The organism is Pseudorhodobacter sp. W20_MBD10_FR17 (assembly GCF_052119765.1).
GTDB lineage: Bacteria > Pseudomonadota > Alphaproteobacteria > Rhodobacterales > Rhodobacteraceae > Pseudorhodobacter.
In genome coordinates, this window is the sequence record NZ_JBGQOQ010000009.1 from 102,496 (window position 1) to 125,370 (window position 22,875).

Sequence of the window (22,875 nt, forward strand, 5' to 3'; positions counted from 1 at the left end):
CTGGGCATGGTCGCGAAATCGCGGTATTTAAGGCACGACCTTTGCAGGAGAAAACCATGGCCGCGACACTCGCCTATTTCCGTTGGGCCTTTGGCTTTACCGCAGCAGGGTTGCTTTTGGCTTTTGGGCTAGGTTGGTCCTATGCGGGCAACATCGGTGGCGGGTTAGAGTTTTTGCTCATCGGCTCGGTCTTGGCCGTGCTGGAAATTTCGCTGTCCTTTGACAATGCCATCGTGAACGCAAACAAACTGCAACACATGTCCGAGGTCTGGCAGCGGCGCTTTTTGACTTGGGGCATTATCATTGCCGTGTTTGGCATGCGGATCGTGTTTCCGCTGCTGATCGTGGTGGTTGCAGCACATCTTGGCCCGTGGGAGGCGCTGCATCTGGCCGCCACCCGCCCCGATGAATACGCCCGCATCATCGGCGAGGCGCATATCGGCATTGCGGCGTTTGGTGGGTCATTCTTGATGATGGTTGCGCTGAACTACTTCTTTGACGATGCCAAAGAGGTGCATTGGATCGCCATGCTAGAGCGCCAGATGGCCCGTTTCGCCAGCGTGCGCGGGCTGGAAATCGCCTTGGTGCTTGCCGTTATGCTGGGCTTTTCACAAATGCTGCCCGAGGAAAAGCTGGGCGTGTTTTTGTTGGCTGGCCTGTCGGGTCTGCTAACCTTTTTGGCGGTAGAAGTTGTCGGCCATTTGCTGGATGCCAGCGATGAGGCTACGGATTTGGCCGCCAAAGGTGGGCTTGGTGCGTTTTTGTACCTTGAGGTGCTGGATGCCTCGTTCAGTTTTGACGGCGTGATCGGGGCCTTTGCCTTGACGCAAAATCTGTTTCTTATCGCCATCGGCCTAGGGATTGGCGCAATGTATGTGCGGTCGATGACAATCATGCTGGTCGAGCGTAAAACCCTCGCCGAGTTCCGCTATTTAGAGCACGGGGCGTTTTGGTCGATTTTGATCCTGTCGGTCATTATGTTCTCGCAAACCATGTTTCATATCCCTGAGGCGATTACAGGGCTTTTGGGGGCAGGTGTGATCGGGCTATCTCTGTGGTCTTCGCTAAAATACCGGCGCATTGCGGCTTAGGGGGCTAGCGCCAATAAGGCGTTTTCGGCAGCTTCTAATGCACCCTCAAGATACCCGCCAAATTGCGGCGCGACTTCAGTTCCCGCAAAGATGACAGTGTTGGCCCACAGATCGGTCAGGGTAGGGGGCATTCCATAGGTCGGATGGCTGGTGAGAGGCTGCAAATCAGCCCCGATTGATGTTTGCGGATCAAACGCCCAGTCTTTGACGAAAAGCTGGGTTGGCGTTGCGGCTTGGTCACCAAACAGGCGCGTAAGTTGCGCGATAATATGTTGGCGCAGGGCCTGTTGGTTGGCGCGTCCTTGCGGCGGCACACCGATAAACCCGAACACCCCATAAGGCCCACCGGTCGCGGGGGATGCGTCATGGATTTCGACCATCGGACCAAAGCGGCTTGTAGCATCGCCAGACAAACCTGCCTCTCGCCAAAAAGGTGTGTCATAGACGGCGAGGGCCTTTGCCTGCCCCGCCATCCATGTGCTGACGCCGAGCATCGATTGGACCGCCGCGGCAGGTAACTTGGGGGAAAAGCTGATCTGCGCCGCAATTCGGGGCGGCAAGGCAAGCACGACCCTGTCTGCAGCCAGTGTTTTGCCACAACTCAGCGTCGCGGTGATGGTTCCATCGGTTTTGGTTAAAGATGTCACCTTAGCATTTAGCAGCAGATGTGAGGTTGGCAATTGCTCGGCTAGTGTTTGGGTCAAGGTGCCCAATCCGCCTTTCAGCCGCCAAGACCCTTCCATTGAGGCAAAGCCGCGCCCGCGTTGCACCCGTCCTTGCGCATCCTCAAACACCAAATCCCCGGCAGAGTATTGATCGAATTTTTCCAAAGCCAAACGGTCAATTAGCGCCGCGATGCGTGGTTGACCGGGCCAAAACCAAGCTGGCCCAAGATCGAAATACCCTGCACCGCAGCGTTCCGTCTGAATTCGCCCGCCAAAACGGTCTCGTGCCTCGACAAGGGTAAAGCTGTGCCCCGCCGCAGCCAAGCCGTGGGCCACAGCGAGGCCAGACAATCCGCCCCCAATGATGAGAGTGTGCATATACAGGTTTCCCTAAGCGCTGGGGGCTTTTGCATAGGGCAAATGCCCCGTCTTGATCCAGAGTTTCGCGCCATTCGGGCCTGCGGTCGCGGTCAAGGTCTCACCCTCGGGAAGGCGAAGCCATATGCCTTTGCCAAGCGGTTCGTCCGCCTCTGTTATAGCGCCGTCAATCACCAGCACCTCAATGCCGCCAACATCGGTATTGGTTAGCACAGCGCCTGCATCGACATGGCTGTAGGTGACTGTTTCCCATGGATCGCGGTGCAAAACAGCCGTGGCTACACCCGCGACAGGCGCGTCCAACTCCTCGGCCATCGTTTTGCGGAATTGGGTTCTGTCATCCTGATTGAATTGCCAAAGTTTGACAAAGATCACGCAGCCCCCCTCGGAGCCCGGCGTATGGGATGTGGTTGGTGGGTTGCGGACATAGGTTCCCGCCGGATAGTCGCCATGTTCATCTTGAAACACGCCGTCCAACACAATGAACTCTTCGCCACCGGTATGAGTATGCGCCGAGAATTTGCTGTGTGGCGCATAGCGCACAATTGACGTGGCCCGCGCGACCTCACCGCCAATGCGGTCCAGCATACGTCTGTCGACGCCCGGCATTGGCGATGCACGCCATGTAGTTTTCTCTGAATCGACAACAACCCGAACTGCGAAATCAGCGTTTAAGTCCATTACTTTTGTCCTTTTCAGAGGGGGCAGGTTCGGGGGCCCTGCCGACTTATATAGTGCCCATGGGCAAGCTGGCCCACCCACAACAGACTACAAATCTTAAAACGCTGGTTGCGGCACCTTATGCGCCACAACCCTTTTTTCCTAGGCGGGCGTTACGCCAGCAAAGCCAGCAATTCCTTGGCTGCAGGGGCAGAGGACGCCGGGTTTTGGCCCGTCACCAACTTGCCATCGCGCAACACGAAGCTGGCCCAGTCGGCGCCTTTTTCATACAATCCACCATTGGCAGTCAGCATGTCTTCGACCAAGAACGGTACGACTTTGGTCAGGCCAACGGCTTCTTCCTCAGAGTTGGTAAAGCCGGTCACGCGGCGGCCCGAAACCAAAGGCTTACCATCCGCGCCCATGGTGTGGCGGAACACGGCAGGGGCGTGGCACACCGCGCCAACAGGGCGATCAGCGGCGGCAAAGGCCTCAATCAAGCGCTTGCTGTCGGCATCTTCGGCCAAATCCCACAGTGGGCCATGGCCGCCGGGGTAAAAGATCGCGTCAAAGCCTCCTTCGGTCACATCTGCCAGTTTCAGCGTGTTTGCGAGATGCTTTTGCGCCTCGGCGTCGGCCTTAAAGCGGTGCGTATCTTCGGTTTGGGCGCCCTCATCATCGCTGGACGGGTCAATCGGTGGCTGGCCACCTTTGGGCGAGGCGAGCGTGATGTCGGCGCCTGCGTCTTTGAACACGTAATAGGGCGCTGCGAATTCTTCCAGCCAAAAGCCGGTTTTCTTGCCCGTGTCGCCCATTTTATCGTGCGATGTCAGTACCATAAGAATTTTCATGTTTTAGCCTTTCAATTGTTGCCAACGCGGATCACGCGCTTGCCAAAGTTTTCGCCATTCAGCAGCCCGACAAAGGCCGCAGGTGCGTTTTCCAACCCGTCGATGATCTCTTCGCGGTATTTGATTTTGCCAGCGGAAACCCATGCCGACATTTCCTTGGCGAATTCGGGGTAAAGATGCCCGAAATCGTCAAAAATGATAAAGCCTTGCACCTTGATTTTCTTGCGCAAGATCTGGCCCATCAGCCAGTTCATCCGGTCTGGACCCTCTGGCAAACCTGTCGCGTTATATTGCGAGATCAGGCCGCAGACAGGCATCCGCGCGTTCGGGTTTAGTTGCGGAATAACCGCATCCAAAACCTTGCCGCCGACGTTTTCAAAGTAAACGTCGATGCCTTTGGGGGTGGCTGCGACCAGCTGTTCGACAAAATCATCGGCCTTGTGGTCGATGCAGGCATCAAACCCCAGCTCTTTCACCGCATAGGCGCATTTTTCCGCGCCGCCCGCGATGCCAACAACACGGGCACCCAGCAGCTTGCCGATCTGGCCGACAGTCGCGCCAACGGGGCCAGTGGCCGAGGCAACGACGATGGTTTCGCCTGCTTTTGGTTCACCAATTTTCGTCAGCCCAGCCCAAGCGGTAAAGCCGGGCATGCCAAGAATGCCAAGCGCCCAAGACAGATGCTCGGGGTTCGCGCCCAGTTTCGTGACGCCCGTGCCATCCGACAGGGCGTAATCTTGCCAGCCGTTAAAGCTGACGACCCAGTCATCCTTGGCAAAACCGTCAAGGTTGGTTGATACAACCTGCGCCACTGTGCCGCCAACCATCGGCGCGCCGATTTCGACCGGCGCAGCATAGGACGGTGCGTCGCTCATCCGGCCGCGCATGTAGGGGTCAAGCGACAGAAATTCGGTGCGCAACAGCATCTGGCCTGCACCCGCAACGGGAACAGCGGATTCAATCAGCTTCAGCGTGTCTTTGGTCGGCTCGCCCTTGGGACGTTCGGCCAAAACAAGCTGGCGGTTGGTTGTGGTTGTCTGTGTCATGTCAGTTCCAATTCAAAGTGCTGCTGTCAGAATGCGGCGCGCCACATCTGGGGTAATGGTTTTGGTTTCACCCAGCGCGACCATGCCGTGGCTTTCCAGCGCCGCGACGATACGGTCAACTTCGGCGGGGCCGACGCCGTAGTCACCAAGCCGTGTGTCAATGCCCATCGCGTGGAAAAAGTTCCGTGTCGCATCAATCGCGGCATCAATACGGGCGTCATCGCTGCCTTCGCGGATGTTCCAAACATTGGCGGCATATTGCAGCAGTTTTTCACGTTTCGGGCCACGTTGGTCTTGCATCAGAGCGGGCAGAACCACTGCCAAGGTGCGGGCGTGGTCGGTATCATTCAGCGCCGTAATTTCATGCCCGATCATGTGGCTGGCCCAGTCGTGGGGTACACCGGCACCGATCAGCCCGTTCAGGGCAAGCGTCGCTGTCCACATCACATTGGCGCGGGTGTCATAGTCGTTTGGCGTTTCCATCGCTTTTGGGCCAAGGTCAATCAGGGTGCGCATCAGGGTTTCGGCAAAGCCGTCCTGTACAGCTGCGGCGACTGGATAGGTCAGGTATTGCTCAATGATATGCACAAAGGCATCGGCAACACCGTTGGCGATTTGGCGCGGTGGCAAAGTATAGGTCAGCTCGGGGTCGAGGATCGAGAAAACGGGATAGCAATGCGAGCTCATAAACGGCAGTTTCGCGCCTTTTTCGGCGTGGGTAATGACGGATGCGGGGTTCATTTCAGATCCGGTCGCTGGCAGGGTTAGCACGGTACCAAAGGGCATCGCCGATTTAATCGCCCCACCCCAAGAGGTAAAGATATCCCAAACATCGCCCTCAAGCTCTGCCGCTGCTGCGATGAATTTGGTGGCGTCGATCACTGACCCGCCGCCAACGGCCAACAGGAACGTGATGTCATTTTCTTTGATAACATCAACGGCTTTCAAGGCTGTGGCATAGCGCGGATTCGGCTCAATTCCGCCAAATTCAACCACTTTACGGTCGCCCAATGCGGCGCGCACTTGCGCCAAAACGCCAGTCCGTTCGGCACTGCCGCCGCCGTAAAGCAGCAGCACTTTGGCGTCTGCCGGAACCTGGCCGTCAAGGTCGCTAATGCGGCCTTTGCCAAACAGGATGCGCGTCGGGTTGTGCAGATCAAAATTGTTCATAGTCTCGGCTCCTTGCCGTTTATCGCTGTGTGTTGCCTGCCGATTAGACCGGTCGTCTAACGGGCGGGGAAAAATTTTAGGCGGGCGTGATCACAGCGATGGTCGCTTTCATTGCGGCCTGTAATGGGGCATCGTCTTGCGATAGGCCTGCGATCAGGCTTGCGCCCAACCATTGGTGATACAGCCCCTCGGCTACGGCTTGCGGGTCTGGCAGTGCGGCGATAGTGCCGTCGTCTATGCCTTGCTGCAACACCTCGGCCAGTCCTGCCACAATTGCCACGACACCGCGCCGCAAGATGCTGCTCATATCGGGCGAGAGATCGGCCACCTCGGCAGACAGCTTGACCACTAGGCAGCGATCTTGCAGAGCAGGACCGGTTTGTTTGGCAAACCAACCCTGAAAATACTGTAAGAACCGATCATGGGCCGACTGCTGCGGATTGAACAGCGTGTTGGATAGGTCTTGGCGATATTGCTCGACAAAATCCTCTAGCAATGCGCAGCCATAGGCCTCTTTCGAGGCAAAGTAATGGTAGAAGGACCCTTTCGGGACCTCTGCCGCCTTGAGCAGTTCATTCAGCCCTACGCCAGCATAGCCCTGCCGCGCCGTCAGGCCGCGCCCGACAGATAAGATATGGCTGCGTGTGTCTTTGGTTTGTGTGTTCATAGGGGTCGTATAGGCGTAATTAGACCGGTCGTCTAGTGGCGTCCCACACAATTTTAAACCTGCTAACGTTTGGCCAAGCGCAGACTGGCGCTTTTCAAGCGCGGAGCAGGCGTTATGCCCTATAATCACGACACCCTTGCCCAAGATCGGACAGGTGCCAATTCCCGCAGCTTACCCAGCCACCTTGGCGCGCAGTGATATAAGCGCAAGCACTGTGTCAATGGTGGGGGTTGGTGTCGCGGTCAGGCGGCCAAGCTCTTGTACTGAGCCGACAAGGGCGTCGATCTCCATCGGGCGGCCCGCATCCAGATCTTGCAGCATCGAGGTGCGATGCGCACCCACTGCCGCGCCACCATCAATCCGGCGTTCCACATCAATCGGAAAGCTGACCCCCAGCTTTTCAGCAATGGTTTGGGCCTCTTGCATCATGTGGCGCGCAACCGAACGCGTGCCAGGATCGGTGCAAAGCACATCCAAAGTGGCGTGTGTCAATGCCGAAATGGGGTTGAACGACAGGTTGCCCCACAGCTTGACCCAAATCTCATCGCGCAGCTTTGGCCGTACGGGCGCTTTCAGGCCCGCCGCAGCCAGCGCCGCCGACAGCGCGAGCGCCCGCGCGGATTTAGAGCCGTCCGGTTCGCCAAGTGAAAACCGGTTGCCTTCGATGTGGCGAATGGTGCCGGGCTCGCTGACTTCGGCAGCGGGATAGACAACGCAGCCGAGCACGCGGTCAGGGCCAAAACCATCCCATTGGGCGTTGTTCGGGTCAATGCTGGTCAGCCGCGTGCCCTCAAGTGGGCCGCCAAGCTTATGGAAGTACCACCAGGGCACGCCATTCACGCCGCTAACAATGGTGGTGTGCGGGCCGATCAAGGGCTGCATTGCGGGTACAACAGATGGCACAGAATGGGCTTTTAGCGTGACAATCACATAATCCTGCGGCCCCAACTCGGCGGCCGAGGCGGTGGCACGCACTGGCACCGTTACCGCGACATCGTTTTCGATCAAGGTCAGGCCGCGGTTTTGGATGGCTGCAAGATGCGGCCCGCGGGCGACAACACTGACGTCGGCCCCCGCCAGTGCCAGCTTGGCCGCCATATATCCGCCAATCGCGCCCGCGCCAAAAATGCAAATTTTCATGGCTGTCCCCCTGTCATGCGTCACCGCCCAGCCCAAGTTTTTCGGCCAAACCGATGCGTTGCAGCTTGCCTGTGGCGCCTTTGGGGATATCTTCGAGGATAATCACGCGGCGTGGTACCTTGAAATCAGCAGCACGAGAGGCGACGAAATCGCGGATCTCGCGCTCGGTCGCGGTTTGGCCCTCGCGCAAGACCACGGCGGCGGCGACCTCTTCGCCCAGTTTCGGGTGCGGCATGGCAAAGACTACCACTTGCTGCACGGCGGGGTGGTCAAGGATTATGCCGTCCACCTCGAGCGGGCTAATTTTCTCGCCGCCACGGTTGATGATTTCTTTCAACCGGCCCGTCAGGCTAAGATAGCCCTCGGCATCCAGCGCGCCTTGGTCGCCGGTCCGAAACCAGCGTTGATTGCCAACCATAAAAAAGTTTTTGGCGTTTGCGTCCGGGTTGTTTTCATAGCCAAGCGTGACGTTAGAGCCGGAAATCACCACCTCGCCCGTGCCATCGATCAGCCGGTTTTCCACCTCATGCGCGATGCGCAGTTCTGGCCCTGCGGCAAGCCCGACCGACCCCGGCTTTTGTGCGCGTGGGGGCAGGGGGTTGCTGGCCATTTGATGGGTGGCCTCGGTCATGCCGTAAGCCTCAATCACCGGCGCGTTAAAGGTGCTGGCCAGTTCAAGCATCACCTGCGCGGGCAAGGATGCCGAAGACGAGCGCAAAAACCGTAGCGGATGGTCCGCGATGACGTCTTGGTTGCGCGGGGCGCGGGCCAGCAACGCCTGATGCATCGTCGGCACGGCGGTGTACCATGTCGGCTTGGCCTCTTTCATCCAGCCGAAAAATTTTAGCGCGTCAAACCCTGTTGCACACCAAATCGATGCCCCCGCCGACAGTGACGCGGTCAGCGCGGCGATCAGGCCGTGAATGTGAAATAGGGGCATCACATTCAGGCAGCGATCGGCAGGCGTCAGCGCCAAGGCGGTTTTGATATTCTGTGCCGAGGCGGCAAGGTTCGACTGCAATAGCGGCACGATTTTGGGCCGCGATGTGGTGCCAGAGGTGTGCAAGATAAGTGCTACCGACCCCGCATCAGGCATCCCGTCCGGGGCAGGGGTGGCCTGCGGGCCGGTCAGGCGAAATGTGCCTGCGGGTTGGTCCAAAAGCGGCTCTAACCGCAAGATCGGGATGCCAAGGGCTGTGGCGGCCTCGGTCGCGGGGCCATCGTGATCTTTTAGCACAACCAAGGCCTTGGCGTTCAGGTCTTGCAGGTAGAATTCATATTCGCTGCGCTGATAGGCGGGGTTCAGCGGTGCGGTTGTGGCTGCCTGCGCGATGGTTACAAAGGCTGTGGCCATTTCGGGCCCGTTGGGCAACACGATGGCCACGCGGTCCTGCGCCGAAATGCCAAAACGGCGCAGGTCTGTGGTCACACCCGCCGCAAGGTCGTGCAGCGCCCCAAAGGTCAACCACTCTCGGCCAAGGGCGCCGATTGCTGGGGATTGCGCGTCTTTATCTGCCAGCAATGCGGCGAGTGTTAGGGTCATGTCATATCTCATTTTAAAGGTGATCTTGGGGGCTAGCGAGCAGCTGCGTAATAGGCGACTTTGCGTTCAAGATAGGCCAAAAATTCGGACAGGGTGAAGGCAAGGCCAAACAGCACAAGCAGCACCGCCCAGAATTCCGCCATCAGGAATTTGCTCGAATAAAGTTCAAACAATGCGCCAAAGCCAACGATAGAAATCAACAGCTGGCCGATAATCACGCCTTTTACAGCGCGAATAATCCCGATTCGCACGCCGCCCAAAATCTCGGGCAAGGCGGCCCAAAAGTAGATCTTGAAAAACGCGTCTAACGGTGAGGCCCCAAAGCTGTGCGCCATTTCCACCAAGGAACGGTTGATTTGCCGCACGCCTGTTCGGGCGTTCAGAATGACAATCCAGATGGCGAATAGCGCGGTGGTGATGATGACGGTTTTGGTGCCAAAGCCGAACAAAACCATCAAAACCGGCACCAAAGCCGTGAGCGGGGCCGAGATAAAGATGTTGACCCACGGCAACAGCAGCTCATCCAAAATCCGGCTTTTGCCCATCAAAATTCCAACCGGAATCCCGATAATCAGGGAAAAGAACACCCCGACGCCAAAGGCCCAAGCGGTAATTGAAAGCGCGTTTATAAACGCCGGTGTTGGCAGCATTATGAACAATGCCACCAGCACATCGGAAAATGGTGGGATAAAGAAGGTCACGTCCAACTGGCCGAATATTTCCCATAAAAGCGCCCAGACCAGCAGCGATGACAAGGCCGGTAGTTTGTATCCAAAGGCTGTCATGACCTACTCCACATAGCTGCGCAACGAGGCCCAAATGCCATCGACAATGTCGAGGTATTCAGGATCGCGGCGAATGTTATCGACACCTTTGTCGCGGAAACTTGTCGGGCGAATGATCTCATGCACGCGGCTGGGGCGTGGCAACAAAATCGCGATCTGGTCCGACACATAAACCGCTTCTTCGATCGAGTGGGTGACGAAGATAAAGGTCTTTTTCTCATTCGCAATCAGTTGCAGCAGGTCTTCCTGGAACTTGCGCCGCGTTTGTTCGTCAACGGCGGAAAAGGGTTCATCCAGCAGCAACACATCGGCATTTACCGAAAGTGCGCGCGCCAAGCCAACACGTTGCCGCATACCGCCCGACAGTTGATGCGGGAACTTTTGCTCAAACCCTGCAAGGCCAACTTCGCGGATGTATTTTTCGGCAATTGCTTCACGTTCCGATTTCGCAACGCCTTTCAGCTCTAGGCCAAAGGCGACGTTGCGAATGACCGTGGCCCAAGGCATCAAAGCAAAATCCTGGAATACGAAAGACCGATCAGGCCCCGGTTTGGTGACGGCCTTGCCATTGACCAACACCTCACCGGATGAGGCAGGAAGCAGGCCTGCGATGATTTTCAGCAATGTTGTTTTTCCGCAACCCGATGGCCCCAGCAACGAGGTCAGTTCGCCTCTTGGAAAGTCGAGGCTCAGCTCTTTCAAGGCTTGAACATCGCCATAGTTTTTCGAAACGCTGCGGACGGAAACCGCGACATCAACAGGCTGCGCAGTTTTGTGAGTGTCGAGCTTAATCTGAGACATATCCACGGTTATTCCCTTTGAAGAGTTTGTTTTCGAGAGTTCCGAGCAGGTTCAAGAATAAGACCGCCAGAAGGATGATCGAGAAAATCGCCGCATACATGCTTGGGTAATCGGCGATAGAGCGGCTGTAGGTGATGATATCGCCCACGCCTGTTGGTGTGATCTTAAGTTCGGCCAAGATCGCCCCGATGAAGCCTGCTGATACGCCGAGGCGCAGGCCCGAAAAGATCATAGGCGACGCGGCAGGAAGGATGATCCGCCACAAAATCTCATGGTCTTTGGCAAGGAAAGAGCTCGCCATTTCCTTAAGCGAGGTTGGCGTGTTTCGCACCGCCGCTGCTGTGTTCAACACGATGACGGGCATCGCCATAATACACACAACAAAGACTTTTGACGACAGGCCGATGCCGTAAACCATCACAAGTATGGGGATAAGGGCCGCAAGCGGCGCTGCCTGCATCACCACAAATATCGGGGCAAACAGCCATTCAAAGCGGGTTGAAAGCCCGATCCACAGGCCCGTTCCGATGCCGATAAAGGTCGAAATGGCAATGCCAATGACCAGCGGGCTAAGCGTTTCGGCGTAGGCGACAAAGATCGAACCGTCGAACGTCATCCGTACCAAGGCGGACATAGAGTCGAGAAAGGTGGGAAACGCATAGGAGAGTGGTACGCGACCGGCGATTTCCCATGCGCCAAACACGATCGCGGCCGAAAGCAATTTAAGAAGAAGTGAGCGGTCAATCATTGGATAACCTCTGTAGCGATGAAGCTAGAAACGGCAGGGCAGACTTGCCCCCGAATGGGGGCAAGTGCGAAGGCGGCCAAGGGCGCAAGGCCGCCTTTGGTATCGGGTTTATTTCTTGGCCGCATCAAGCGGGGCGAAATACCAATAGTCCTCTAGGTTCATTGTTGCAGGGTCGCCTTCCATCTGGCCGGCACCTACATACCACTCAAGGTCGGCGCGTGCGGCATCGCGGCCACCGCCATGGGGGTCATAAAGACCACCTGCAACCGCAGCAGTGTAAAAGGCATCCAAATCGCCCAAAACGGCGGGCGGAAGGCTGCCAATCGGGCCAGCTGGGTCGGTTTCACGGGCAACCATCGTTGGGTCAGCCGTCATTTCGCCCCAAACGCCGTGCAGCGCGTTCACAAGGATACCGACGTCTTTTTCATGTGCCTGCATCCAGTCAAGATTGCCAAACAGGGCTTCGTCGCTGGCTTTCACCTCAAACATCGGCAGCGAGTTGAAGCGGTCGCCTTGTTCTTCGATGATCTTGTTGCGGTTTGAAAGGTCAAGGATTGTCGCCTTGGCTTGGTCTGCCAGCATCGCAACCACACGGTTGCTTGACCCCGGAACGTAAGAACGTTGGCCAAATTTGATGCCTTCACGCTCTTCGATCACATTGGCGATGGAATCCGTGCCGCCGCCGCGCGAATGCAGCATGATCGGCACTCCGTCCAGTTCTTTCAGCGTGGTGAATTCTTTGGTGGTCACAGGAAAGAACACCAGTTTGGACAGCTGAAAGATAATCCGGATCGGCGCCTTGGACCGTTGCATAACGGCATAAGGTGTACCAAAGGCAATATCCATATCACCGCTTAGCACAGCTTGAATCGCCAGCTCTTCTTCGGCAAAGGCGGTCCATTCATAATCAAGGCCATTTGCTTTGGCCCGATCAAGGGCAACAAAGAAGGCGGCAAGTTCATCCGACGGCGGCTCTGCCAAAGCGATACGGATGGTTTCTGCATTGGCCGTCGAGGCCAGTAGGCCGGCTGCAAGGGCAAACCCTGCAAGTGTCTTGGAAAAATTCATCGTGGTTCTCCTCCCTGAGAATTCCAGTCATTTCCGTCTGGGCCTTGCTGCAAAGGATCGGTTACGGTCCAATGCTGTATCGTTACTCCTCTGCGAAAAGACGCCGCGCTACCGACCCAAGGTGGCGCCGCATCGCGTCATGTGCTTCTGCCGGATCGCGCCGCGCAATAGCTGCGTGAATGGCATCGTGTTCGGCAAAACTGGAATGGTCTGCCGAAGGGCGGGGCGTTTCGCGCAGGACACTTCCCCAAGCGACGGCGCGGCGCACCTCGTTGAGCTGGTCAAACAGCGCGAGCAGCAAAAGGTTGTCGCTGGCCTCGGCAACAGCGTGATGAAACAGGTCATCCTGAATTTCGTATTCATGCCAAGTTGTTGCGGCCTTGGCGCGCTCAATCGTCCGCCGCATTCCGGCAAGCGCCTCGGCCGAGGCATTTACCGCAGCCTCGCGGGCAATTGCAGGTTCAATGGTCAGGCGGGCGCGCATCATCCGAAACGGGGTGATCTGACGGCCCAGCTCGAACGTCGCAATTGAGGGTGTCTTTGGCGCCTCGGAATCGGCGATAAAGGTGCCCTTGCCAACGTGGCGCCAAATCTGGCCTTCGCGCTCCAGCACGTCCAGCGCCTTGCGCAGCGTGGCCCGCGTTAGGCCCAACTGTTCTGTAAGCTGGCGTTCGGCGGGCAATTTGCAGCCAACGCCCAACTCATGATCCCGTATAAAGCAGCGAAGCCGCTCGGCCGGGTCTGTTGCTGGATCGTCGTATTCTAGCATCAACCATTTCCTGTAATTGGTTGACCAATTTGGCCATAGAATCAACCTTAAGCACATAATTTACAGCAATCAATCAAAATTGGTTTACGAAATGTGAATTTATTTGTGATTGGTTGGATTGATTTTAAAACTTGGCTCGGCTATCGGTTTAAGGATTACCAAGTCACTGCCACGCAAAATATGAGGGAAGAGATGTCCAAACTTGTGATTCCTGCACCCGAGGTGCATACGATCCCGACCGCAGACGGTGGGGCATTTCCTGTCCGCCGCGTGTATTGCATAGGCCGCAACTTTGCCGCCCATGCTGTTGAGATGGGCCACGACCCTGACCGCGAGCCGCCGTTCTTTTTCCAGAAAAACCCCAACAATTTGGATGCTTCGGGCGAATTCCCTTACCCGCCGCATAGCAAAGACGTGCATCACGAAATTGAACTGTTGGTCGCCCTGAAATCGGGTGGGTCGAACATTCCGCTGGAAAGCGCGCTGGACCATGTTTGGGGCTATGGCGTCACGCTGGACATGACGCGCCGTGATTTGCAGGGCGAGGCCAAGAAAACGGGCCGCCCGTGGGAAATCGGCAAAGCGTTTGAACGGTCTGGCCCGGTTGGCCCTGTGCTGCCCGTGTCCGAAGTTGGGCATCCCGATCATGGCCGTGTCGAGTTGAAGGTTAACGGCGAGGTCCGCCAAGAGGGCGACCTGAACCAGATGATCTGGAAAGTGCCGGAAATGATTTCGTACCTGTCCGAGTATTTCGAGCTTGCCGCAGGCGATGTGATTATGGCGGGCACACCTTCGGGCGTGAATGCCGTGGTCAAAGGCGACACGATGGACGCGACGATCGAAGGCGTTGGCACACTGACCGTTAAGGTCGTTTAAATCGGCTTTTCTTGGGCTGATGGGGTGACCTGTCGGCCCAAATTTTTGTTAAAAAGGGGCGCTCTATGATCTGGGGACGGATAAAAACGGCAAAGGGCATCGTTTTGTCCGGCGAGATTCGGGAGGGGATGTTGACGCCAAGCAACACGCTGGGCGGGCCCCCTTGCAGCGAACCTGTAGCGGTGGATGGCGCCACCCTTCTTGCGCCCTGCAGCCCCGGCAAGTTCATCGGATTGTGGAACAATTACCACGCCGCCGCCGCTAAGAATGGCACAACAATCCCCGACCATCCGCTTTGGTTTCTAAAGCCTGATTCCTCGGTGGTGGGGCAGGGTGCCGAGGTTGCGCTGACACCCGCTGCTGGCCGTGTGATTTTTGAGGGCGAGTTGGGGGTCGTGATCGGCAAGACTTGCCACAACGTGACCGAAGCCGAGGCTGAAGCGGCGATTTTCGGCTATACCTGCATCAATGATGTGACCTCGCTAGACGTGTTAAATGCCGATCCGGCCTTTGCGCAATGGAGTCGAGCCAAGGGGTTTGCTGGGTTTGGGGCCATTGGCCCAGTCATCGCGACCGGCCTTGATTGGCGCGACCTGACCATCCGCACCTTGGTCAATGACCGCGAGCGCCAGTGCTATCCAGCGTCGGATATGATCTTTTCGCCAGCCGAGATCGTGCGGCGTTTGTCCTTTGATATGACGCTAAATGCGGGTGATGTGATCGCGGTCGGCACCTCGCTTGGCGTGCGCCCTGTCAAAGCTGGTGATCATGTTGCCGTCTCAATCGGGGGTATCGGCGTGCTTGACGTTACCTTTATGCCCGGCTGACCGACGAAAACTCAAACCTCATTAAGTATCGATCCGAACCTCGGCAGCCTGGCTTCGGGCGGGTCAACCATGCTTTTTTGGTATGGAAGCAGGCCAGATTTACGGCCTGCCAGCCGTTTTTTCCCGATACATAGTTTTCTCAAGCTGACGTTTTCACCCCGTCATAACCAAAAACTATGGGTGTGGGTGCAGATTGCATTGGATTGGGTCGCATGGCTTGTCCAAATAGATGCACGCAATACGGTTGCGCCGTGTTGTGTCTTGGGAGGGGTTAGGATGCGAACAGGTTTGAAATCTGCAATTTTGGGTGGGGCCAAGGAACGTGCGTTTATCGTGGCACCCTTGGACGCACAGCTGTTCGCCCTATGATGCAAAAGATCACCATTATCGGGGCTGGCCTTATGGGGCACGGGATCGCGCATGTTTTGGCATGTGCGGGTCATAACGTGCGCATCTTTGACAAATCTACAGAGGCCTTGGCGCGCTTGCCCGAGCGCCTCGCCGCTATCGCAGAGCTGTTGGATGCAGGCGTGGAGCCAGCTTCAAGAATTACGGCCTTTGATGATTTGACCAAGGCCGCAATGGGTGCCGACTACATTATCGAAGCCGCAGTTGAGAATTTAGACATCAAGCGCCAGATTTTGGCCGAGCTTGAGACGATTGTTTCGCCAAGCGCGATCATTGCTACCAATACGTCGGCCTTGCCGATCACGCAGATCGCCGCGCAGGCTTGCCACCCTGAACGGGTTGTTGGTGCGCATTTTTGGAATCCGCCGCATCTGGTTCGCTTGGTCGAGGTTGTGCAGGGCGAGAAAACCAGTGCCGCAACGGTCGCAACCTCTATCGCGTTGTTTGAGGCCGCAGGGCATCGCGCGGTGCATGTGAAAAAAGACATTGCGGGGTTTATCGGCAACCGTCTGCAACACGCGCTAAAACGTGAGGCGATCGCGCTGGTGGCCGATGGCGTGTGCGATGCGCGCACGGTGGATGATGTGGTCAAATGTGGGTTCGGGCAGAGGCTTGCGGTTTTGGGGCCGTTGGAACAATCGGATATGGTGGGGTTGAACCTGACCAAGGCGATCCACGATGTGCTGATCCCCGATTTGGACTGCACCGCGACAACGCACCCATATCTTGATGCGCTGATTGCGGCGGGGCATACGGGTATGGCCACTGGCAAAGGGTTTTACGACTGGACGCCAGCCGAGGCGCAGGCTGTGCGTGACCGGCTAAGCCAATTTCTGGCGGCGCAAGCAAAGGCCGCGCGGGGCGCAGCCGAATGACCAACGTTGTGAAGATTTCGACTGGGGCAGGGATACTGACTGTCTTGCAGGACGGCACAGATTGCCTGCCTATGGCGATGTTTTTGAACGTGCGACAGCCTGCCGCCGAAAATGTGACCATTCCGATCAATGCCTTTTTGTACCAAACCGCTGGCCGCAATGTGCTCATTGATAGCGGCCTAGGCCCTAGTTCGGATGCGGGCCATTTGCAGCAGTTATTGGCTGCGGCCAACGTGTCGCCTGCGCAGATTGATACTGTGTTTTGCACGCATCTTCACCCCGATCATATCGGTGGCTTACTAGATGATGGCGCCTGCGTCTTTGCCAATGCGCAACTATATTTGCACCGTGAAGAGGTGGCATTTTGGGGGGCAGACGCGCTGTATGCTGCCGCCCCTGCGCCATTCAAAGCGGTGATTGATGGCGCGCGCGCGGTTCTGGCGGGTTATGCCAGCCGTATTGTGCTGTTTGAGGACGGTGCCGAAATCGCACCCGAGGCATTTGTGATGCATTTACCTGGGCATACGCCTGGGCATTCAGGCCTGCAACTTGGCCCTGTGGGACATGCGCAGGTAATGCTTTGGGCGGATATTGTTCACGCATCGACGCTGCAACTGGCGCAGGTGGATGTCGGGGTCGTTTTTGATGCCGACCCAGGGCAGGCGCAGGCAACCCGCCGCGCTATTTTGCAGCGGGTTGCAGACAGTGACATCTTGCTTGCCGGTGGGCATCTGCCGGGGATTGGGCGGATTGAGCGCACTGCCGAGGGCTATCGCTTTGCGCCCTTACCGCAAAACTAAGGCCCAACGTGGCCCCTGTTTCTCACATTCACACGACATAAGGAAAACCCAATGGAACAAAGAGTTACCATCCCTTCGGGGGATATTGAACTGATCGGCACCCTGCATTTGCCGGATGATCTGAAGCCCGGTGAAAAGCGCCCTGCGTTTATTACGACCCACGGTTTTGGCGGTTCGCGGATTGATGGGTCTATGGCGGCTGTTGCGCCGCAAATGTGCGAATGGGGTTATCCCACCGTCAGGTTTGACTCTCGCGGTTGTGGTGAAAGCGGTGGCGAGCGGGGCCGGATTATCCCGATGGAGCAGGTTTCCGACCTTGGCAACGTGATCAAGTGGTTGGCACAGCAAGATGGCGTTGATCCGGATAAGATTATCATTCTGGGCGATAGCCTTGGTGCGGCGGTGTCGCTGTATACCGGCGGCACGAACGACGATGTCGCCGCTGTGATTGCGGTTGGTGGTTGGGGCAATGGTGCGGCCAAGATCAAGCTGCAACACGCAGGCCCCGGCGAATACGATAAGTACCTTGATATGCTGGCGCGCAATAAGGCCCATAAGGAAAAAACCGGCGAGTCGATCAAGGTGTCGCGCTTTGACATCGTGCCCATCCCCGAGCATCTGCGCGCAGGCCTGCCCACGGATGCGATTATGGAATTTCCGGCTGATACTGCGCAGGCCATCCATGATTTCCGCCCGATTGACGTGATTGGTAACTTGTCGCCGCGCCCGCTGCTGCTGCTTCACGCGTCACGCGACCGTGTCACCCCAACCGAGGCGAGCATTGAGGTATTTGGCTATGCCAAATTGCCCAAGGATATGATGCTGCTGTCCGATCTGGACCACTTTCCATTGGCGGCAGGAAATGCGCGGATTTACCACATTATCCGTGGCTGGTTGAACCTGCATTTCCCGATCGCGCAGTAATAAAAAGGGCCCGGTGTGTAAAGTCATCGGGCCATATCTGGCAGCCCTAAGCGGGCTCTTGTGACAAGAAGCTGCGGATCGCCTTGATAAGCCCTGTCAATCTTGGTGAAAGTGTATCGGTTGAGCGGTAGCAAATGCCCGCATTCGCCGCCCAAAAGTTACCGCGCAGCGGAATCTGGACCAGATCAAATCGTGCGGCGGTGGGTAACAGCAGCGTTGGGATTTGCGCCAAGCTGGTCCCGCGCCGCAGCATCTCAAACATATGGGTGGGCGAGCTGGTCTCAATAGAAAACACAGGCAAAGCTAGGTCATGGGCCGCGAAATAGGACAAAATCCTGCTAGATCCAACCTGATCATCGGCCAGCACAATCCACGAAAACCCTGCCAGATCAGATGGTTCCAAAACGTCATCCGTGCCGCGCGCTAAAGGATGGTCTTTGTGGGCGACGACGACATGCTCGACCTTTAACAGCGGCTCGCGGATCAGCCCTGCCTGTGCCGGAAAATCCAGAGTCGAGCAAATGAGATCAACCTGACCGGCCACAAGCTGCGGCACCAACGTGCTGATAACACCCGATTGTACGCGGATACGCGCGCTGGGGTGGCGGCTCAGATAGTCTGAAAATACATCCGGTAAAATCTGCGAATACCAAATCGGCCCCGCTCCTATTTTCAACATGGCTTCGGTGCCGCCGTTCGCGATTTCAATTTCGGCCAATGCGTGCCGGTATTCCATATCCATGCGCTGCGCGTGCCGCGCCAAAATGTCGGCAAAGCGTGTCGCCTCTAATCCGCGCGGATGCCGCACAAAAAGCGGCACACCAAACTGATCTTCAAGCCGTTTCAATGACCGGCTGAGGGCAGGCTGCGACACATGAACCGCCTCGGCCGCCACCGTAAGGTTCAGATGCTCATAGACCGCCAAGAAATAGCGCATGTACTGCGATTGCATCGCGTGCCCTCCCAAGCAATTCGACATTACCACAAGTCATACCTGCTACACCCGAATGAATTGGGTTTCCACCGCTTAATCATCCAAAGTCGCGGTTGAAAATTAGGAGGACACATGTATGGCAGGGGTAACCGAGGCGGCTTCGGGTCTTTGTTTCTATGAGCTTAGCCATGAGTGGGGGCACGGCACACCGTCGATGCCCGGGGATGCAGATGTGGTTATGTACCGCAGCGTAAAGCATGCCCAGCATGGCGTTATGGCGCATAGAATGAAGATGGTTATGCATTCGGGGACGCATTTGAATGCGCCTATGCATATGATTCAAAATGGCGTTGGGGTTGGCGGAGTCGACCTTGGTCTGTTGTTTGGTAATGGTGTGATCTTATCCATTCCCAAAGGGCCATGGGGCGTGATCGAGGTTGCCGATCTTGAGGCTGCGAGCCCTGAGATTCAGCAAGGTGACCGTGTTGTTATCGTCACTGGTTGGCACGCCAAATACTCGGATTCGCTGGAATATTTCGGCGATGCGCCGGGCCTGTCCAAGGCGGCGGCAGAGTGGTTGGTTGCGCGCAAGGTTAAGCTGGTGGCGATTGACACGCCGCAGATTGACCACCCGCTGGCCACGTCGTTGATCAGCCATCGCGGTGGCCCGTTGATGAACCGGCTAGAGCGCAAATACAAAAGCGAAACGGGCCGTGATGCCAAGACCGATCATCCGGATTGGAATATCGCCCACCGTACCTTGCTGGCAGCAGGGATTCCGACCGTTGAAAATGTTGGCGGCGAGGTTGATGCGCTTTTGGGTCAGCGGGCCTGTTTGCACGCAGCCCCTTGGCGTTGGATGGAAGGGGATGCTTGCGTCATCCGTTTTGTAGCGATCACCGATCCAAGTGGTGCTGCGCGCATCGAATCCGGCAAAATGCAGAAGGAAGCTTAACATGGCGCTTGAAATTTATGACCTTACGCACCGTTGGGGCCATGGCATGCCGGAATGGCCTTCGACACCGGGCATCAATGTCTCGGTAAAGAAATTTCATGCCAAAGACGGCATTTATCAGGCCGAGTTTGAAGGTATCATGCACCGTGGCACCCATGTGGATGCCCCCCTGCATGTGACAGAAAACACGCCAACGCTGACGGGTTATCCGATCCCAACCTTCTTTGGCACCGGCGTTGCGATCTCTATCCCCAAAGGTAAATGGGAGGTGATCACCGCCGCCGACCTAGAGGCCGCAAGCCCCGCAATTCGGCCCGGTGACATCGTGATGATCAACACTGGTATGCACCATAAAATGGCCGATACCGATGAGTATTACGCCTATTCGCCCGGCATGTACCGCGACGGCGCGCAATGGTGCGTGGATCGTGGCGTGAAAATGGTGGGCGTTGATGTGCAGGCCAACGATCACCCGATGGCGACCAAGATGGTCGATCACGGGCTTGGCCCAACCCATCCGCATTTGATCGATGAATACAAAGCCTATACCGGCCGCGATGTGAAAGAGGATTTCCCCGATTGGGAGGCCGCGCATAAAACGCTGATGGTTCAAGGCGGCATTCCGGGTATCGAAAACGTGGGCGGCGATCTGGATATGGTGACGGGCAAGCGCTGCACCTTCATGGCCTTTCCTTGGCGCTGGAATGAGGGCGAGGGCTGCGGTGTACGCATCCTTGCTGTGATCGACCCCGATCAGACCTTCCGTTTCGGGGGGGATGCATAATGGCCGAGATTTCAAACCAGTTGCGCAACCCGCTGTCGGCTTTTGATGTGGTCGGTAAGGTTTACATCATCACTGGCGCGTCGGGCACGTTTGGGCGCGGCTGCGCACTGACGCTTGCGTCAATGGGGGCCAAAGTGTGCCTTGCGGCGGGTTCGGGCGCCGAGCTGGCCGAGGTTGCCACTGAGGTGGCCGAGTTGGGCGGCGAATGTGTGACCATTCAACGCCGCCCCGATACGCTGGAAGATGCAGAAGCGATCTTGGCAACGGCGCTTGATAAGTTTGGCACCGTCGACGGGCTTGTCATTGCGTCTGGTTTTAACAAGGCGGGTTATATCCATGAACAGCCGCTGGAAGAGTGGGAAGCCGTGATGAACGCCAATGTCCGTGGCAACTGGCTGATGGCCAAAGCCGTGGGCAAGTGGTGGATCGACAACAACCGGCGTGGCGGCAAGGTGCTGATGATGTCGTCGGTGCGTGGGCGTCATGGCAACGTGTCGGGCTATACCGGTTATTGCACGTCCAAAGGGGCGACCGATGCTTTGACCCGCGTTTTGGCCACCGAATGGGCGAAATACGGGATTACCGTCAACTCTATCGCGCCTACCGTTTTCCGGTCCAAACTTACGGCGTGGATGTGGTCGGATAGCGAGGTTGGCCAAGCCACGCGCGCCCGCTCTTTGGCGCGTATTCCTTTGGGGCGGCTTGGTGAGGTTGAAGATCTTATGGGTATGGCGCTGTACCTTCTGTCACCGGCATCTGATTTCTGCACTGGGCAGATCATGTATGTTGATGGCGGGCTGACAGCAGGCTGACGGATGGTGGCAAAGCCCAAGATTGCGGTGCTTGGCGCGGGCCTTATGGGGCACGGGATTGCGTGGCTTTTTGCTGCGGCGGGGCATTCTGTCTCGGTCTATGATCCCGACCCTGCAATGCTGTGCCGCGTGCCGCAAAGCCTTGCAGATATTTGCGAGCTTTTGGGCCGTCCTTTGGCAACAACCGGACCTGTGCAGCTTTGTGAAACTTTGGCAGAGGCCTGCGCCTCTGCCATGTTTGTATTTGAGGCAGCGCCCGAAAACCTTGCGTTGAAACGGGCGCTTTTTGACCAACTTGCAAAATTGGCCCCTGCGAATGCTATTTTCGCGTCTTGCACCTCGACAGTGCCACTTGCGCAGATCGCGCAGGGAAATCCGGCCAAAACGCGGATCGTTGGCGCGCATTTCTGGAATCCGCCGTATCTGGTGCCGCTGGTCGAGGTGATTGAGGTTGAAGGTGTCAATTCTGCTGCGATTGCGCCGGTTATGGCTGTGCTGGCGGCGGCGGGGCGACACCCTGTTCATGTGCGCAAAGACATCGCGGGTTTTATCGGGAACCGCCTGCAACACGCGTTAAAGCGCGAGGCGATTGCCTTGGTTGCCAGCGGCGTTTGCGACGCGACGGCGATTGATGACGCGGTCAAATACGGCTTTGGCAAACGCCTTGCTGTTTTAGGGCCGATGGAGGAATCGGACTTGATTGGCTTGGACCTTACACTTGCCGCCCACGAACACCTTATGCCTGTGCCTGTGCCTGACGCCGCCGCCGCGTCACACGCAGTGTTGCGATCAAAGGTTGCAGCGGGCGATTTGGGCATGAAAGCGGGTCGTGGTTTTCGCGATTGGACAGATGAAACGGCAGGAGACGTGCGGCGTCGGCTGGCTGATTTTCTGGGCGATGAAGCCAAAAATATTGCGCAATTAGAAAGGAATACAAAATGAAGGTGACACGCATTGCTGATGCAAAGCCTTATGACGCAAAAGGCCATTTCGGCATGGTCGGGCTGCGGCTTCAGGGCGCGGAAGCAGGGGTTTGCAACTTTGCGACCATGGGGCTTTCGCATTTCTTGCCGGGTGGTGGGGCACAGTCTTCGGCATCGCCGATTGAAAAGCTGTATTTTGTCGTTTCAGGTGAAGTTTGCATCATAACCCAAGACGGAGAGACCATTCTGGGCGCCGGTGACAGTTGTTATCTCGCGTCTGGAGAAGAGCGCTCGATAATCAACAAAACCAACGCGCCTGCGTCAATGCTGGTGCTGTTGCCTGCGACTTAACCAAACCTTGAGGGAGGAAAACGA

The 22,875-nt window shown here is 56.9% G+C and carries 25 protein-coding genes; 11 read left to right on the forward strand and 14 right to left on the reverse strand.

What is annotated here, in order from left to right:
• Positions 1-56 precede the first annotated feature (56 nt).
• Positions 57-1,091: a DUF475 domain-containing protein gene (locus ACEN2J_RS08295; protein ID WP_442104867.1), complete on the forward strand. Its 1,035-nt coding sequence runs from the start codon at positions 57-59 to the stop codon at positions 1,089-1,091.
• On the opposite strand, the gene ACEN2J_RS08300 is transcribed toward ACEN2J_RS08295, so the two are convergent.
• The 13 genes from ACEN2J_RS08300 to ACEN2J_RS08360 form a co-directional block, all read right to left on the reverse strand.
• The gene (locus ACEN2J_RS08300; RefSeq protein WP_442104869.1) at positions 1,088-2,134 is read right to left on the reverse strand and encodes a flavin monoamine oxidase family protein; all 1,047 of its coding nucleotides are present in this window, start codon (positions 2,132-2,134) and stop codon (positions 1,088-1,090) included. The two genes, ACEN2J_RS08295 and ACEN2J_RS08300, sit on opposite strands and share 4 nt — an antisense overlap.
• Positions 2,135-2,146: 12 nt before the next feature.
• Positions 2,147-2,815: a cupin domain-containing protein gene (locus ACEN2J_RS08305; RefSeq protein ID WP_442104871.1), complete on the reverse strand. Its 669-nt coding sequence runs from the start codon at positions 2,813-2,815 to the stop codon at positions 2,147-2,149.
• Positions 2,816-2,967: 152 nt separating this feature from the next.
• The gene (locus ACEN2J_RS08310) at positions 2,968-3,645 is read right to left on the reverse strand and encodes a type 1 glutamine amidotransferase domain-containing protein (RefSeq protein ID WP_442104873.1); all 678 of its coding nucleotides are present in this window, start codon (positions 3,643-3,645) and stop codon (positions 2,968-2,970) included.
• Between the two features lie 11 nt (positions 3,646-3,656).
• Positions 3,657-4,691, reverse strand: a complete 1,035-nt coding sequence (locus ACEN2J_RS08315; protein ID WP_442104875.1) for an NADP-dependent oxidoreductase — start codon at positions 4,689-4,691, stop codon at positions 3,657-3,659.
• Between the two features lie 12 nt (positions 4,692-4,703).
• A complete protein-coding gene (locus ACEN2J_RS08320; protein ID WP_442104877.1) occupies positions 4,704-5,861 on the reverse strand; it encodes an iron-containing alcohol dehydrogenase in 1,158 nt (385 codons plus the stop codon).
• Between the two features lie 76 nt (positions 5,862-5,937).
• A complete protein-coding gene (locus tag ACEN2J_RS08325) occupies positions 5,938-6,528 on the reverse strand; it encodes a TetR/AcrR family transcriptional regulator (protein ID WP_442104879.1) in 591 nt (196 codons plus the stop codon).
• A gap of 171 nt (positions 6,529-6,699) precedes the next feature.
• Positions 6,700-7,668, reverse strand: a complete 969-nt coding sequence (locus ACEN2J_RS08330) for a 2-dehydropantoate 2-reductase (protein ID WP_442104881.1) — start codon at positions 7,666-7,668, stop codon at positions 6,700-6,702.
• Positions 7,669-7,681: 13 nt separating this feature from the next.
• Positions 7,682-9,211, reverse strand: coding sequence for an acyl--CoA ligase (locus ACEN2J_RS08335; RefSeq protein WP_442104883.1), 1,530 nt, complete (start codon positions 9,209-9,211; stop codon positions 7,682-7,684).
• 32 nt (positions 9,212-9,243) lie between these two features.
• The gene (locus tag ACEN2J_RS08340; protein WP_442104885.1) at positions 9,244-9,996 is read right to left on the reverse strand and encodes an ABC transporter permease; all 753 of its coding nucleotides are present in this window, start codon (positions 9,994-9,996) and stop codon (positions 9,244-9,246) included.
• A 3-nt stretch (positions 9,997-9,999) separates the two neighbouring features.
• Entirely contained in the window at positions 10,000-10,797 is a 798-nt protein-coding gene (locus ACEN2J_RS08345) for an ABC transporter ATP-binding protein (RefSeq protein WP_442104887.1), read from the reverse strand.
• Positions 10,784-11,545 (reverse strand): ABC transporter permease, encoded by a 762-nt coding sequence (locus ACEN2J_RS08350; protein ID WP_442104889.1) that lies wholly within the window; start codon positions 11,543-11,545, stop codon positions 10,784-10,786. The genes ACEN2J_RS08345 and ACEN2J_RS08350 overlap by 14 nt, the downstream gene beginning before the upstream one ends.
• A gap of 108 nt (positions 11,546-11,653) precedes the next feature.
• Entirely contained in the window at positions 11,654-12,613 is a 960-nt protein-coding gene (locus tag ACEN2J_RS08355) for an ABC transporter substrate-binding protein (RefSeq protein WP_442104891.1), read from the reverse strand.
• Between the two features lie 82 nt (positions 12,614-12,695).
• Entirely contained in the window at positions 12,696-13,382 is a 687-nt protein-coding gene (locus ACEN2J_RS08360) for a FadR/GntR family transcriptional regulator (protein ID WP_442104893.1), read from the reverse strand.
• Between the two features lie 192 nt (positions 13,383-13,574).
• Here ACEN2J_RS08360 and ACEN2J_RS08365 point away from each other — a divergent pair, with 192 nt between their 5' ends.
• The 5 genes from ACEN2J_RS08365 (at position 13,575) to ACEN2J_RS08385 (ending at position 18,092) form a co-directional block, all read left to right on the forward strand.
• Complete coding sequence (locus tag ACEN2J_RS08365) at positions 13,575-14,258, forward strand: fumarylacetoacetate hydrolase family protein (protein ID WP_442104895.1); 684 nt, start codon at positions 13,575-13,577, stop codon at positions 14,256-14,258.
• 65 nt (positions 14,259-14,323) lie between these two features.
• The gene (locus tag ACEN2J_RS08370; protein WP_442104897.1) at positions 14,324-15,085 is read left to right on the forward strand and encodes a fumarylacetoacetate hydrolase family protein; all 762 of its coding nucleotides are present in this window, start codon (positions 14,324-14,326) and stop codon (positions 15,083-15,085) included.
• A 365-nt stretch (positions 15,086-15,450) separates the two neighbouring features.
• Positions 15,451-16,368, forward strand: a complete 918-nt coding sequence (locus ACEN2J_RS08375) for a 3-hydroxyacyl-CoA dehydrogenase family protein (RefSeq protein WP_442104899.1) — start codon at positions 15,451-15,453, stop codon at positions 16,366-16,368.
• The gene (locus ACEN2J_RS08380; protein WP_442104901.1) at positions 16,365-17,168 is read left to right on the forward strand and encodes an MBL fold metallo-hydrolase; all 804 of its coding nucleotides are present in this window, start codon (positions 16,365-16,367) and stop codon (positions 17,166-17,168) included. Before ACEN2J_RS08375 ends, ACEN2J_RS08380 begins: the two co-directional genes overlap by 4 nt.
• A 51-nt stretch (positions 17,169-17,219) precedes the next feature.
• Positions 17,220-18,092 carry an alpha/beta hydrolase gene (locus ACEN2J_RS08385; RefSeq protein ID WP_442104903.1) on the forward strand — a complete coding sequence of 291 codons (873 nt, stop codon included), beginning with the start codon at positions 17,220-17,222 and terminating at the stop codon, positions 18,090-18,092.
• A 46-nt stretch (positions 18,093-18,138) separates the two neighbouring features.
• On the opposite strand, the gene ACEN2J_RS08390 is transcribed toward ACEN2J_RS08385, so the two are convergent.
• Positions 18,139-19,044, reverse strand: coding sequence for a LysR family transcriptional regulator (locus tag ACEN2J_RS08390; RefSeq protein ID WP_442104905.1), 906 nt, complete (start codon positions 19,042-19,044; stop codon positions 18,139-18,141).
• A 118-nt stretch (positions 19,045-19,162) separates the two neighbouring features.
• Here ACEN2J_RS08390 and ACEN2J_RS08395 point away from each other — a divergent pair, with 118 nt between their 5' ends.
• The 5 genes from ACEN2J_RS08395 to ACEN2J_RS08415 are packed head-to-tail and all read left to right on the forward strand — an operon-like array spanning position 19,163 to position 22,851.
• Positions 19,163-19,981: a cyclase family protein gene (locus tag ACEN2J_RS08395; RefSeq protein ID WP_442104907.1), complete on the forward strand. Its 819-nt coding sequence runs from the start codon at positions 19,163-19,165 to the stop codon at positions 19,979-19,981.
• Position 19,982: 1 nt separating this feature from the next.
• Positions 19,983-20,765 carry a cyclase family protein gene (locus ACEN2J_RS08400; protein ID WP_442104909.1) on the forward strand — a complete coding sequence of 261 codons (783 nt, stop codon included), beginning with the start codon at positions 19,983-19,985 and terminating at the stop codon, positions 20,763-20,765.
• A complete protein-coding gene (locus ACEN2J_RS08405; protein WP_442104911.1) occupies positions 20,765-21,577 on the forward strand; it encodes an SDR family NAD(P)-dependent oxidoreductase in 813 nt (270 codons plus the stop codon). Before ACEN2J_RS08400 ends, ACEN2J_RS08405 begins: the two co-directional genes overlap by 1 nt.
• A gap of 6 nt (positions 21,578-21,583) precedes the next feature.
• Positions 21,584-22,519 carry a 3-hydroxyacyl-CoA dehydrogenase family protein gene (locus ACEN2J_RS08410; protein WP_442104913.1) on the forward strand — a complete coding sequence of 312 codons (936 nt, stop codon included), beginning with the start codon at positions 21,584-21,586 and terminating at the stop codon, positions 22,517-22,519.
• A complete protein-coding gene (locus ACEN2J_RS08415; RefSeq protein WP_442104915.1) occupies positions 22,516-22,851 on the forward strand; it encodes a cupin domain-containing protein in 336 nt (111 codons plus the stop codon). The genes ACEN2J_RS08410 and ACEN2J_RS08415 overlap by 4 nt, the downstream gene beginning before the upstream one ends.
• Positions 22,852-22,875: the final 24 nt, after the last annotated feature.

Excerpts from the sequence above, each read along its gene's own strand:
- ACEN2J_RS08295 (WP_442104867.1), top strand. The coding sequence starts at position 57 with ATGGCCGCGACACTCGCCTATTTCCGTTGGGCCTTTGGCTTTACCGCA.
- ACEN2J_RS08300 (WP_442104869.1), bottom strand. The coding sequence starts at position 2,134 with ATGCACACTCTCATCATTGGGGGCGGATTGTCTGGCCTCGCTGTGGCC.
- ACEN2J_RS08305 (WP_442104871.1), bottom strand. The coding sequence starts at position 2,815 with ATGGACTTAAACGCTGATTTCGCAGTTCGGGTTGTTGTCGATTCAGAG.
- ACEN2J_RS08310 (WP_442104873.1), bottom strand. The coding sequence starts at position 3,645 with ATGAAAATTCTTATGGTACTGACATCGCACGATAAAATGGGCGACACG.
- ACEN2J_RS08315 (WP_442104875.1), bottom strand. The coding sequence starts at position 4,691 with ATGACACAGACAACCACAACCAACCGCCAGCTTGTTTTGGCCGAACGT.
- ACEN2J_RS08320 (WP_442104877.1), bottom strand. The coding sequence starts at position 5,861 with ATGAACAATTTTGATCTGCACAACCCGACGCGCATCCTGTTTGGCAAA.
- ACEN2J_RS08325 (WP_442104879.1), bottom strand. The coding sequence starts at position 6,528 with ATGAACACACAAACCAAAGACACACGCAGCCATATCTTATCTGTCGGG.
- ACEN2J_RS08330 (WP_442104881.1), bottom strand. The coding sequence starts at position 7,668 with ATGAAAATTTGCATTTTTGGCGCGGGCGCGATTGGCGGATATATGGCG.
- ACEN2J_RS08335 (WP_442104883.1), bottom strand. The coding sequence starts at position 9,211 with ATGACCCTAACACTCGCCGCATTGCTGGCAGATAAAGACGCGCAATCC.
- ACEN2J_RS08340 (WP_442104885.1), bottom strand. The coding sequence starts at position 9,996 with ATGACAGCCTTTGGATACAAACTACCGGCCTTGTCATCGCTGCTGGTC.
- ACEN2J_RS08345 (WP_442104887.1), bottom strand. The coding sequence starts at position 10,797 with ATGTCTCAGATTAAGCTCGACACTCACAAAACTGCGCAGCCTGTTGAT.
- ACEN2J_RS08350 (WP_442104889.1), bottom strand. The coding sequence starts at position 11,545 with ATGATTGACCGCTCACTTCTTCTTAAATTGCTTTCGGCCGCGATCGTG.
- ACEN2J_RS08355 (WP_442104891.1), bottom strand. The coding sequence starts at position 12,613 with ATGAATTTTTCCAAGACACTTGCAGGGTTTGCCCTTGCAGCCGGCCTA.
- ACEN2J_RS08360 (WP_442104893.1), bottom strand. The coding sequence starts at position 13,382 with ATGCTAGAATACGACGATCCAGCAACAGACCCGGCCGAGCGGCTTCGC.
- ACEN2J_RS08365 (WP_442104895.1), top strand. The coding sequence starts at position 13,575 with ATGTCCAAACTTGTGATTCCTGCACCCGAGGTGCATACGATCCCGACC.
- ACEN2J_RS08370 (WP_442104897.1), top strand. The coding sequence starts at position 14,324 with ATGATCTGGGGACGGATAAAAACGGCAAAGGGCATCGTTTTGTCCGGC.
- ACEN2J_RS08375 (WP_442104899.1), top strand. The coding sequence starts at position 15,451 with ATGATGCAAAAGATCACCATTATCGGGGCTGGCCTTATGGGGCACGGG.
- ACEN2J_RS08380 (WP_442104901.1), top strand. The coding sequence starts at position 16,365 with ATGACCAACGTTGTGAAGATTTCGACTGGGGCAGGGATACTGACTGTC.
- ACEN2J_RS08385 (WP_442104903.1), top strand. The coding sequence starts at position 17,220 with ATGGAACAAAGAGTTACCATCCCTTCGGGGGATATTGAACTGATCGGC.
- ACEN2J_RS08390 (WP_442104905.1), bottom strand. The coding sequence starts at position 19,044 with ATGCAATCGCAGTACATGCGCTATTTCTTGGCGGTCTATGAGCATCTG.
- ACEN2J_RS08395 (WP_442104907.1), top strand. The coding sequence starts at position 19,163 with ATGGCAGGGGTAACCGAGGCGGCTTCGGGTCTTTGTTTCTATGAGCTT.
- ACEN2J_RS08400 (WP_442104909.1), top strand. The coding sequence starts at position 19,983 with ATGGCGCTTGAAATTTATGACCTTACGCACCGTTGGGGCCATGGCATG.
- ACEN2J_RS08405 (WP_442104911.1), top strand. The coding sequence starts at position 20,765 with ATGGCCGAGATTTCAAACCAGTTGCGCAACCCGCTGTCGGCTTTTGAT.
- ACEN2J_RS08415 (WP_442104915.1), top strand. The coding sequence starts at position 22,516 with ATGAAGGTGACACGCATTGCTGATGCAAAGCCTTATGACGCAAAAGGC.